General features: G+C 54.6%; 10 protein-coding genes, 4 tRNA genes and 1 pseudogene. 2 read left to right on the forward strand and 13 right to left on the reverse strand.

Features of this window, described 5'->3' with window-relative positions; translation table 11 throughout:
* Nucleotides 1–7: 7 nt before the first annotated feature.
* The gene (emrB, locus tag ACQG1K_RS17125) at nt 8–1,555 is read left to right on the forward strand and encodes a multidrug efflux MFS transporter permease subunit EmrB (protein ID WP_022649134.1); all 1,548 of its coding nucleotides are present in this window, start codon (nt 8–10) and stop codon (nt 1,553–1,555) included.
* Nucleotides 1,556–1,784: 229 nt separating this feature from the next.
* Nucleotides 1,785–1,928 (forward strand): annotated as a pseudogene (locus ACQG1K_RS17130) (hypothetical protein); the annotation flags it as partial.
* A gap of 61 nt (nt 1,929–1,989) precedes the next feature.
* Here ACQG1K_RS17130 and luxS read toward each other — a convergent pair.
* The 13 genes from luxS to pncC all read right to left on the reverse strand — a co-directional run bounded on the left by luxS (nt 1,990) and on the right by pncC (nt 11,602).
* A complete protein-coding gene (luxS, locus tag ACQG1K_RS17135) occupies nt 1,990–2,505 on the reverse strand; it encodes an S-ribosylhomocysteine lyase (RefSeq protein ID WP_003862180.1) in 516 nt (171 codons plus the stop codon).
* Nucleotides 2,506–2,657: 152 nt separating this feature from the next.
* Nucleotides 2,658–4,202, reverse strand: coding sequence for a glutamate--cysteine ligase (gene gshA, locus ACQG1K_RS17140; RefSeq protein ID WP_058676734.1), 1,545 nt, complete (start codon nt 4,200–4,202; stop codon nt 2,658–2,660).
* 83 nt (nt 4,203–4,285) lie between these two features.
* Entirely contained in the window at nt 4,286–4,714 is a 429-nt protein-coding gene (locus tag ACQG1K_RS17145) for a YqaA family protein (protein ID WP_017692791.1), read from the reverse strand.
* The gene (gene yqaB, locus ACQG1K_RS17150) at nt 4,711–5,277 is read right to left on the reverse strand and encodes a fructose-1-phosphate/6-phosphogluconate phosphatase (protein ID WP_022649138.1); all 567 of its coding nucleotides are present in this window, start codon (nt 5,275–5,277) and stop codon (nt 4,711–4,713) included. The genes ACQG1K_RS17145 and yqaB overlap by 4 nt, the downstream gene beginning before the upstream one ends.
* Before the next feature lie 126 nt (nt 5,278–5,403).
* Nucleotides 5,404–5,480, reverse strand: a tRNA-Arg gene (locus ACQG1K_RS17155).
* A 64-nt stretch (nt 5,481–5,544) separates the two neighbouring features.
* A tRNA-Arg gene (locus ACQG1K_RS17160) sits at nt 5,545–5,621 on the reverse strand.
* Between the two features lie 64 nt (nt 5,622–5,685).
* Nucleotides 5,686–5,762 (reverse strand) — tRNA-Arg (locus ACQG1K_RS17165).
* A gap of 4 nt (nt 5,763–5,766) precedes the next feature.
* Nucleotides 5,767–5,859: transfer RNA gene (locus ACQG1K_RS17170), tRNA-Ser, on the reverse strand.
* A gap of 342 nt (nt 5,860–6,201) precedes the next feature.
* Entirely contained in the window at nt 6,202–6,387 is a 186-nt protein-coding gene (gene csrA, locus ACQG1K_RS17175; RefSeq protein WP_000906486.1) for a carbon storage regulator CsrA, read from the reverse strand.
* 241 nt (nt 6,388–6,628) lie between these two features.
* Nucleotides 6,629–9,256: an alanine--tRNA ligase gene (gene alaS / locus ACQG1K_RS17180; protein ID WP_032676479.1), complete on the reverse strand. Its 2,628-nt coding sequence runs from the start codon at nt 9,254–9,256 to the stop codon at nt 6,629–6,631.
* A 131-nt stretch (nt 9,257–9,387) separates the two neighbouring features.
* Nucleotides 9,388–9,888, reverse strand: coding sequence for a recombination regulator RecX (gene recX / locus ACQG1K_RS17185; RefSeq protein WP_367075724.1), 501 nt, complete (start codon nt 9,886–9,888; stop codon nt 9,388–9,390).
* A 68-nt stretch (nt 9,889–9,956) separates the two neighbouring features.
* On the reverse strand, nt 9,957–11,015 hold the full coding sequence (recA, locus tag ACQG1K_RS17190; protein WP_022649140.1) for a recombinase RecA: 1,059 nt from the start codon (nt 11,013–11,015) through the stop codon (nt 9,957–9,959).
* An 89-nt stretch (nt 11,016–11,104) separates the two neighbouring features.
* Nucleotides 11,105–11,602, reverse strand: a complete 498-nt coding sequence (pncC, locus tag ACQG1K_RS17195) for a nicotinamide-nucleotide amidase (protein ID WP_003862172.1) — start codon at nt 11,600–11,602, stop codon at nt 11,105–11,107.
* Nucleotides 11,603–11,653: the final 51 nt, after the last annotated feature.

The raw sequence follows: 11,653 nt of genomic DNA on the forward strand, positions 1-11,653 counted from the left end.
GAGCGTTATGCAACAGCAAAAGCCGCAAAAACCGCTTGAGGGGGCGCAGCTGGTCATTATGACCATTGCGCTGTCGCTGGCGACATTCATGCAGGTGCTGGACTCCACCATCGCAAACGTGGCGATCCCTACGATCGCCGGGAACCTTGGCTCATCGCTGAGCCAGGGGACCTGGGTCATTACCTCATTCGGGGTGGCGAACGCCATCTCTATTCCCATCACCGGCTGGCTGGCGAAGCGCGTCGGTGAAGTGAAGCTGTTCCTCTGGTCGACGATCCTGTTCGTGCTGGCCTCCTGGGCCTGCGGCATGTCCAGCAGCCTGACAATGCTGATTTTCTTCCGCGTCATCCAGGGGATTGTCGCCGGGCCGTTGATTCCGCTTTCGCAGAGTTTGCTGCTGAACAACTATCCGCCCGCCAAGCGCTCCATCGCGCTCGCGCTGTGGTCGATGACGGTGATTGTCGCCCCAATTTGCGGGCCAATCCTCGGCGGCTATATCAGCGATAACTATCACTGGGGCTGGATCTTCTTCATCAACGTACCCATCGGTGCGCTGGTGGTGCTGATGACGCTACAGTCTCTGCGTGGTCGCGAAACGCGGACCGAACAGCGGCGGATCGACGGCATCGGGCTGGCACTGCTGGTTGTCGGCATCGGCAGCCTGCAAATCATGCTCGACCGCGGCAAAGAGCTGGACTGGTTCGCCTCTACGGAAATCATCGTGCTGACGGTGGTCGCCGTGGTTGCCATTAGCTTCCTGATTGTCTGGGAGCTGACGGACGAAAATCCGATAGTCGACCTCTCGCTGTTTAAATCGCGAAACTTCACCATCGGCTGCCTCTGTATCAGCCTCGCCTATATGCTCTACTTCGGCGCGATTGTTCTGCTGCCGCAGCTGTTGCAGGAGGTGTACGGCTATACCGCAACCTGGGCGGGGCTGGCCTCCGCGCCGGTGGGGTTAATTCCGGTTCTGCTGTCGCCGATTATTGGCCGTTTCGCCCATAAGCTCGACATGCGCAGGCTGGTGACGTTCAGCTTCATCATGTACGCCGTGTGCTTCTACTGGCGCGCGTATACGTTTGAACCGGGAATGGACTTTGGCGCCTCCGCGTGGCCGCAGTTTATTCAGGGCTTTGCTGTGGCGTGCTTCTTTATGCCACTGACCACCATTACGCTTTCGGGCTTGCCGCCTGAGCGGATGGCGGCGGCATCGAGCCTGTCGAACTTCACCCGTACGCTGGCGGGCTCCATCGGGACATCGATCACCACCACGCTGTGGACCAACCGGGAAGCGATGCACCATGCCCAGTTGACCGAAGCGGTGAACCCGTTCAACCCTAACGCTCAGCAGATGTATAGCCAGCTTGAGGGGATGGGGATGACGGAGCAGCAGGCGTCCGGCTGGCTTGCCCAGCAGATCACCAACCAGGGGCTGATTATCTCGGCAAACGAGATTTTCTGGATATCGGCGGGGATCTTCATCGTCCTGCTGGGGCTGGTGTGGTTTGCCAAACCACCGTTTGGTGCCGGTAGCGGGGGTGGTGGAGCGCACTAGCCCTGTGCACGGTTTGCCCGGTGGCGCTTCGCTTACCGGGCCTACGAACGTAGGCCGGATAAGGCGTAGCCGCCATACGGCAAAACACCGCACCGTGTCCAAAACGCGACAGCGATTGTCAGTTCCAATAAAGCAGCGCGCCTGAAATTGATTCACGAGAGTGAAAAGACAACAGGAGCGTACCATGCTGAACACACCCGCGCCACGCGCTGGCTCTCGACAGACTTACGTCGAAGTGAGCACGCCGAACGTCTATTTCGACCAGATCGAGTATTTCTGCCACTACTTCAGCCGCCGCAGCGACGTCTGTATCAGCGTGCATCCGCAAAACGATCGCGATACCGGCGTCGCCAGCGCGGAGCTGGCCGTGGTTGTCGTCATCAGTATTGTAGGCCCGGTCAGCGAAGCGCCACCGGGCATCCACAGGCACAATACTAAATGTGCAGTTCCTGAAGTTTTTCTTTTGGCAGGGCCAGCTCGTCGTTGCTGTTTACACGAACATCACGTTCGATGATATGGCGGGCAATCTCCTGAGCTTCTTCCAGAGAGTGCATCTGGTAAGTGCCACACTGGTAAACGTTCAGCTCTGGGATCTGGTTCTGCTCTTTCACCTTCAGCACGTCTTCCATGGCCGCTTTCCACGCATCCGCGACGCGTTTCTCTTCAGGCTGACCAATCAGGCTCATGTAGAAACCGGTGCGGCAGCCCATCGGAGAGATATCGATGATCTCCACGCCGTTGCCGTTCAGGTGGTCGCGCATGAATCCGGCGAAAAGGTGTTCCAGCGTGTGAATGCCTTTCTCTGGCATCACTTCTTTATTCGGCACGCAGAAGCGCAGGTCGAAAACGGTGATCGTGTCGCCGTGCGGCGTGTTCATGGTCTTCGCCACGCGGACTGCTGGTGCTTCCATACGGGTATGGTCGACAGTAAAGCTATCTAATAACGGCATACGTCACCTCCGATAGTGATTTTTTTTAAAATAAACTGAACTCTTCTACAGAATGCGCGTCTGAGTATATGAAAGACGCGCATTTGTTATCATCATCCCTGAATTCAGAGATGTATATTTTGGCCACAGCGATGTGGCCTTTTTCTTTTGGTTCAGGCCTGCTTCGCCAGAAACGCCTCAAACGACTCCGTATCCGCCGCTTCGACCTCTTTCTGACGCACAACGGACGCATCGCGCTCTGCCACAAAATCCGCTTCGCTCAGGATCTCTAACGGCTCCTGCATCAGCATCTCACGGTACTCCGCTGAGAGTGAACGCCCTGTGCCACCAATTCCCTGTTCAATCATAGAACGCAGAATACGTGCTGAGAATGTCAGTTCCGGGTTATCGAAGCTTTCAACCAGTTCGTCGCAGACCTTCTGGTAAGCTTCGCCGCCGTACACGCTATCCAGCGTCTGGGCTACGCGCTTCAGGTCATGGAACAGATCCTTCCCTACCTTAGACAGTGGGAACTGGGCCGTTTCACAGCCAATACCTAACGTCAGACCCGGCTTGCGCCCTTCCAGAATCACGCGATTCCAGTTGGCACGAGTACACAGCAGTTCGTCGGAACTCATTTCCGGCGCATCCGCCAGTACGCACCAGACCATAAACAGGTCAAGGAAGCGAACCTGCTGCTCGTCAACGCCAATCGGTGAGAACGGGTTGATATCCAGCGAGCGCACTTCAATGTATTCGATCCCGCCGCGCTGTAGCGCATCCGACGGCGTTTCACCGCTGCGCGTCACGCGCTTCGGACGAATCGGCGCATACAGTTCATTTTCAATCTGCAATACGTTGGTGTTAATTTGCAGGCGCTTGCCGTCTTTTTCGAGGCCGATTTTTTCGTACTCTTCCGACGGGGTTTTTATCGCCCGCTTCAGGCCTGCCACATATTCGTGCAGATCGTTAAACGTAATTCCGAGATTGCTTTGCGACTTATTGGTATAGCCAAGGTCGCTCAGGCGCAGCGAGGTCGCGTACGGCAGATAGTACATGCCACACTCGGTCTTCTCGAACGGCAGCGTGGTCGGTTTCCCTTGCAGGAACGATGAACAGATAGCCGGGGACGCGCCGAACAGATACGGAATAACCCAGCCAAAACGGTAGTAGTTGCGGATCAGGCGGAAGTAGCCCGCGGAGATCGCTTCTTTATCCGTTTCACCGCACTTCGCCTGCCAGAACGCCATCGGCAGAGAGAAATTGTAGTGCACGCCAGAGATCGTCTGCATCAGTGCGCCGTAGCGATTTTTCAGTCCTTCGCGATACAGCGTTTTCAGCCGTCCAATATTCGAGGTGCCGTACTGAGCCAGCTCAATCTCCTGCCCCTGCTCGATATAGCACGGCATGCTGAGCGGCCACATACGCTCGTCGCCGAGGTTGCGGGCGGTGAAGCGATGCACGTCGCGCATGATCGTCAGCATATGATCAATATCACCGTCTACTGGCGTAATGAACTCCAGCAGCGCTTCGGCGAAATCGGTTGTGATCCATTTATGTGTCAGCGCCGAGCCTAACGCCTTCGGGTGTCCCGTAGTCGCTAAGCTACCATCCGCATTTACGCGCAGCGTTTCGCGCTCAAGCCCACGCTGAATCCCCTTCAGTGCCTGAGGGTGATTTTCCAGCCAGGCCAGCGCCTGTGATACGTCCGGGATCAATTTGACCTCCCGCCTGTCAAAAAATTGTCACTCAGCATAATTGTAATGGTTGACGATTGAAGGTCGCGAATTCATTCCACCAATTAGTGCCACCACGTCATACCCTGTAGTGTTACCCATGCCAGTAAAACATAGCGTAACGCCTTGCCAAGGCACAAAAAAAAGAGCACCGGTCCCCAGGAGATGCGCATCCATCCCGCCAGCAGACACAGTAAATCGCCTATTACAGGCATCCAGCTTAATAACAGCGTGGCAGCGCCATAGCGTTTTAGCCAGCCCACTGCCTTTTCCTGCCAGCGAGATTTTTCGCGTAGCGGAAAGAAACGTCCAAGAATAACGTTAGTCAGCCCTCCAAGGCTATTACCCATTGTTGCTATTAAGACCAGCAACCAGGGCTGACTCACGCCGGACAACAGCATCGCCACCAGCACCACTTCCGAATTCCCCGGTAAGAGGGTGGAGCTTAAAAAACTGCTGGCGAATAATGAAGCGAGTGACAGCGCGTCACTCACAGTAAGCGAACATCCACCGCCGCCATTCCGGCATCACGCGCGGCCTGAATGCCAAAATCAGCATCTTCAAACACCACGCATTTTGCAGGTGGTACACCCATTAATTCTGCACAGCGCAGGAAGGTATCCGGTGCGGGTTTGTGATGTTTAACATGATCGGCGGCAACGACGGCAGAAAAATAGTGGCGCAGGCCAAGGTGTTTGAGTAGCGCTTCAGCAATCGCGCTCTCGCTGCCCGTACCGACAGACATAGGACGACGGCCGTGCCACTCCTTGACGACGTCAATGAGTGGTAAAGGCTGCACGGTGTCTAACAGTATGGCTTTTACCGCGTCGGTTTTTTCACGCGCGAGCTGGTGCGGGTCGAGATCGGCCTGATTCAGCTCAATCACGGCCTGTGCGATACGCCAGGTGGGCGATCCGTTGAGGGCAATCATCGCCTGTAAATCGAAGCGCATACCGTAACGGCCCAGGACTTCGGTCCAGGCCTGACGATGCGTGGGTTCGGTATCCAGGAGGGTGCCGTCCATGTCGAAGATCAAACCGTCATACTGTGCGTACATCGTGCTCTCGCTAAACGATTAACAAAGCATTACTTTATCGTAAAAGGGGATTTTTGTCGCTGATTGCGAAGTGATAACAATGAGAGTGATTAAGAACTAAACATCGAAGGGGATCACAAGAAGAGATGGTGCATCCGGGAGGATTCGAACCTCCGACCGCTCGGTTCGTAGCCGAGTACTCTATCCAGCTGAGCTACGGATGCATCGGGATTTACTGCTGTACTTCTCGATACTCATATCACTTCAAAAGCAATATGAAGTAAAAAATGGTGCATCCGGGAGGATTCGAACCTCCGACCGCTCGGTTCGTAGCCGAGTACTCTATCCAGCTGAGCTACGGATGCATCGGGATTTACTACTGTACTGCTCGATATTCATATCACTTCGAAAGCAATATGAAGTAATAGATGGTGCATCCGGGAGGATTCGAACCTCCGACCGCTCGGTTCGTAGCCGAGTACTCTATCCAGCTGAGCTACGGATGCAAAATGGCGGTGAGGCGGGGATTCGAACCCCGGATGCAGCTTTTGACCGCATACTCCCTTAGCAGGGGAGCGCCTTCAGCCTCTCGGCCACCTCACCACACAACGCCTCTTTCGAGTGCTTCGAGCAACTCGTTAAGAGCTTCTCGTCGCTGCGTGGCGCATATATTACTTTCTGGGACTTATAAGTCAAACAATTTTCCACATGCTTTTTTCGTTTGCACAATTCGCACGCAATTCGCATGTAAAAGCCGCAAAGAGAGTGTTTTATAAGCGGATTTTGCAGACATCTTCACAGAATTGTGTTGAGAGAAGCGCGTCATTTGGATGAGATAAGATTATGAGAGTGGTCAAAAACGAAGCGTTTGAAATAGAACGGTAACTTTATGCAGGAAAAATAGCGGGAGGGTTGCGTCTCGCCCGACAGCGAGACGCGACAATATCAGTAACTGGACTGCTGGGATTTTTCAGCCTGGATACGCTGGTAGATCTCTTCACGGTGGACAGATACTTCTTTAGGAGCGTTAACACCAATACGTACCTGGTTACCCTTTACCCCTAAAACTGTCACGGTGACCTCATCCCCAATCATGAGGGTCTCACCAACTCGACGAGTCAGAATCAGCATTCTTTGCTCCTTGAAAGATTAAAAGAGTCGGGTCTCTTGTATCCCGGCATTATCCATCATATAACGCCAAAAAGTAAGCGATGACAAACACGTAAAGTGTAAGCAGTCACGGCATCACATTCTGTTAAACGTAAGTTTAGCCGATATACACAAACTCAACCTGACTTTATCGTTATCGATAGCGCAGTGAGCAAGACGCCATAACGTTACCGCTATGGCGTCTGCTTGTGCTTTGTAGTTATTACAGTTTCGCGCTTACCCAGCTTTCAACGCTGGCTAATGCCGCGGGAAGTGCCGCCGCATCCGTACCACCGGCTTGCGCCATGTCCGGACGACCGCCACCTTTGCCACCCACCTGCTGGGCGACCATGCCAATCAGTTCCCCTGCTTTGACACGATCCGTCACATCCTTAGAGACGCCCGCAATCAGAGAAACCTTACCCTCTGCGACCGTTGCCAGCACGATAACCGTCGAACCAAGCTGGTTCTTCAGATCGTCGACCATGGTACGCAGCATCTTAGGCTCAACGCCCGCCAGGTCGCTGACCAGCAGTTTGACGCCCTTAATGTCTACCGCTTTGCTGGAGAGGTTTGCGCTCTCCTGCGCCGCAGCCTGTTCTTTCAGCTGCTGGAGTTCTTTTTCCAGCTGACGGGTACGATCCAGCGCGACACGCACTTTCTCGCCCAGGTTCTGGCTATCGCCTTTCAGCAGCTGCGCGATCTCGTGCAGCTGGTCGCTCTGCGCATGCAGGCTGGCAATTGCACCTTCCCCGGTCACCGCCTCAATACGACGCACGCCTGCCGCCGTACCCGACTCGGAAACGATGCGGAACAAGCCGATGTCACCGGTGCGTGATGCGTGAGTACCGCCACACAGTTCGGTAGAGAAGTCGCCCATGCTCAGCACGCGAACGCGGTCGTCATATTTCTCGCCAAACAGCGCCATCGCACCTTTCTTCTTCGCTGCCTCAAGATCCATGATGTGGGTTTCGATTGGCAGGTTGCGGCGGATCTGGGCATTCACCAGGTCTTCCACCGCACGAATTTCAGACGGCTTCATCGCTTCAAAATGCGAGAAGTCGAAACGCAGCACTTTGTCGTTAACCAGAGAACCTTTCTGTGCAACGTGCGTACCCAGCACTTCGCGCAGGGCTGCGTGCATCAGGTGGGTTGCCGAGTGGTTCAGACGGATGCGCGCGCGGCGAGCTTCGTCAACGTTGGCCTGAACGCCCTCGCCCACTTTCAGAGAACCGGAAACCAGTTTGCCCTGGTGACCAATTGCCTGACCGTATTTCTGGGTATCGCTTACGCTGAAGCTGAAGCCATTGCCTTTCAGTTCGCCTTTATCGCCAACCTGGCCGCCGGATTCCGCATAGAACGGTGTTTTATCCAGGATAACAACCGCTTCCTGACCTGCGCTAATGCTGTCTACGGCTTTACCGTCAACAAACAGCGCGGTCACGTTGCTGGTCAGAGCCAGCTCTTCGTAGCCTTTAAATTCAGACGCGCTATCAACGCGGATCATCGCGTTGTAGTCCGCGCCAAAACCGCTGGATTCACGCGCACGACGACGCTGCTCTTCCATTGCGGCTTCAAAGCCTGCTTCGTCAACTTTGATGTTGCGCTCGCGGCAAACGTCCGCCGTCAGGTCAACCGGGAAGCCGTAGGTGTCGTACAGGCGGAAAGCGGTTTCGCCATCCAGCGTGTCGCCCTTGAGTTTCGCCAGCTCGTCGTCCAGCAGCGCCAGTCCGCGCTCCAGCGTACGGGCAAACTGCTCTTCTTCGGTTTTCAGAACCTGTTCAACCTGCGCCTGCTGGCGTTTCAGCTCGTCACCGGCAGAGCCCATCACGCCAATCAGTGGCCCAACGAGTTTATAGAAGAAGGTGTCCTTCGCGCCCAGCATGTTGCCATGACGGATCGCACGACGAATGATACGACGCAGCACATAGCCACGGTTTTCATTCGACGGGATAACGCCGTCAGCAATCAGGAACGCACAAGAACGAATATGGTCTGCGATAACGCGCAGTGATTTGTTGTTCAGATCGGTTGCGCCCGTCACTTCGGCAACGGCTTTGATCAGGGTGCTGAACAGGTCAATCTCATAGTTGGAGTTAACGTGTTGCAGAACGGCCGCGATACGCTCAAGACCCATACCGGTATCTACGGACGGTTTTGGCAGCGGCTCCATGGTGCCGTCGGCCTGACGGTTGAACTGCATGAAGACAATGTTCCAGATCTCAATGTAGCGATCGCCATCTTCTTCCGCGCTTCCCGGAGGGCCGCCCCAGATGTGGTCACCATGATCGTAGAAGATCTCGGTGCACGGACCGCAAGGGCCAGTGTCGCCCATCTGCCAGAAGTTATCAGACGCGTAAGGCGCGCCTTTGTTGTCACCGATACGGATGATACGTTCGCGAGGGATACCCACTTCTTTTTCCCAGATGTCGAACGCTTCGTCATCGGTCTCATACACGGTCACCCACAGACGCTCTTTCGGCAGATTAAACCAGTTTTCACCGGTCAGCAGTTCCCACGCATATTGAATGGCGTCGTGTTTGAAGTAGTCGCCGAAGCTGAAGTTACCCAGCATTTCGAAGAAAGTGTGGTGGCGCGCGGTGTAACCGACGTTTTCCAGATCGTTGTGTTTACCGCCCGCACGCACGCAACGCTGTGAGGTTGTGGCGCGGGAATAATTACGCTTGTCGAGACCAAGGAACACATCCTTGAACTGGTTCATCCCGGCGTTGGTAAACAGCAGAGTCGGGTCATTGTTCGGTACCAGGGAGCTGCTGGCAACAACCTGGTGTCCCTTACTATGGAAAAAATCGAGAAACGCCTGACGGATCTCAGCGGTGCTCTTGCTCATAATTATCCTGAAATCAAGCTAACGAAATGTCGCAGCAGATCTGTATCTGTAAACAGTTGGACGGACCAGCTACTGGAAAAAGTGGGAATAAGATAAGTTTTCTTTAGTGGGAAGTAAAATCCCGCATGCGTTCAATCGTTAAAATTACGCCAGATATCCTGAATATCTTCCATCAGGAAGCCGCGGTAGAGCAAAAAGCGCTGGATTTTAACTTTTTCTGAAAATTCACGCGGCAGCGGCTCACCGTACTTTCGTACCGCCTGCTCACGCGCCAGTTCGCACCAGTCGATTTCACTTTCGCGCATGGCTTTTTCAATCGATTCACGGGCTACACCTTTCTGGTTCAGCTCCTGGCGGATACGCGCTGGCCCATAGCCTTTACGACCACGGCTGGCAAGAAAGCGAGCGGCAAAACGGCCGTCATCCAGATAGTGATGCTCGTAGCACCAGGCAACCACGCGGTCATAATCTTCCGCGGTGGCATCAATGTCTTCCGGACCGTTTTTGCTCATGACGGGCGCTGACAGTTTCCGCCGCAGCTCCTGTTCGCTATGGTCACGCACGGCAAGAATACGCACGGCCCGATCCAGCAAGCGTGAGTAGGCTGGTCGGCGTGATGTCGGTTCACTCATAAAAAACCTGTCGATTCAGAAATGCAAAAAGGGCCGCATCAGCAGCCCTTCATTTTTATCCGAGAGGATTAAAAGTCTTCGTTGGTTTCTTCAGCATCCGCGCCGTCGACCACGAAATCAGGTTTAGAGTCCTGGTTGCTCAGCAGGAGTTCACGCACCTTCTTCTCAATCTCTTTCGCCGCCGCCGGGTTCTCTTTCAGCCAGGAGATAGCATTCGCTTTACCCTGACCAATCTTGTCACCGTTGTAGCTGTACCATGCGCCCGCTTTTTCAATCAGCTTCTCTTTCACGCCCAGGTCAACCAGCTCGCCGAGGAAGTTGATACCTTCGCCGTAGAGGATCTGGAATTCAGCCTGTTTGAACGGTGCTGCGATTTTGTTCTTCACAACCTTCACGCGGGTTTCGCTACCGACGACGTTATCCCCCTCTTTCACCGCGCCGATACGGCGGATATCCAGACGGACAGAAGCGTAGAATTTCAGAGCGTTACCGCCGGTGGTGGTTTCCGGGTTACCGAACATTACACCAATTTTCATACGGATCTGGTTGATGAAGATCAGCAGCGTATTGGACTGCTTCAGGTTACCCGCCAGCTTACGCATCGCCTGGCTCATCATACGTGCCGCGAGGCCCATGTGAGAGTCACCGATTTCACCTTCAATTTCCGCTTTTGGCGTCAGCGCCGCAACGGAGTCGACGATGATCACGTCAACCGCACCTGAGCGCGCCAGCGCGTCACAAATTTCCAGGGCCTGCTCGCCGGTGTCCGGCTGTGAGCACAGCAGGTTGTCGATATCAACGCCCAGTTTACGGGCATAGACCGGGTCCAGCGCGTGCTCGGCATCGATAAACGCACAGGTTTTACCTTCGCGCTGTGCCGCCGCAACAACCTGCAACGTCAGGGTGGTTTTACCCGAGGATTCCGGACCGTAGATTTCTACGATACGGCCCATCGGCAAACCGCCAGCGCCCAGTGCGATATCAAGAGAAAGCGAACCAGTGGAGATAGTTTCCACGTCCATGGAACGGTCTTCACCCAGGCGCATGATGGAGCCTTTACCGAATTGTTTTTCGATCTGGCCCAGTGCTGCCGCCAACGCTTTCTGTTTGTTTTCGTCGATAGCCATTATTACTCCTGTCATGCCGGGAGAAGCAACTGCGCTTCACCATGGACTTCTGTTCTGTTGAGGCAATTATACTGTATAGTCATACAGTATCAAGTATTTTGTAGAAATTGTTGCCAGAGCGTTTTTAACGCGTATTCCGTTGCCTGACGACGCACGCTTTCGCGATCGCCGCTGAAGCATTCCCGGCGGGTGATCCCTTCACCTTTTGAGGTGGCAAAGCCAAACCAGACGGTGCCGACAGGCTTCACGTCGCTGCCGCCGTCCGGCCCCGCGATACCGCTGATGGAGATAGCGTAATCTGCGCGCGCCTCTTTCAGCGCGCCAATCGCCATTTCGATCACCACCGGCTCGCTGACCGCGCCATGCTGCTCAAGCGTGGCTTCACGCACGCCAATCATCTGCGCTTTAGCCTCGTTACTGTAGGTCACAAAGCCGCGTTCAAACCAGGCGGAACTGCCAGCAATATCGGTAATTGCTTTCGCCACCCAGCCGCCGGTGCAGGATTCTGCGGTCGTGAGAGTCGCGCCGCGCTGTTTCAGCGCCAGCCCCACCACTTCGCTTAGCTGCATCAATTCATGGTCAGTCATTCTCGCTCCAGGCCTTAGAAAAACATGCAGCACAAGATAGCACTTTCTCAT

The organism is Enterobacter cloacae complex sp. 402C9, assembly GCF_050030745.1.
Taxonomy (GTDB): Bacteria; Pseudomonadota; Gammaproteobacteria; order Enterobacterales; family Enterobacteriaceae; genus Enterobacter; species Enterobacter intestinihominis.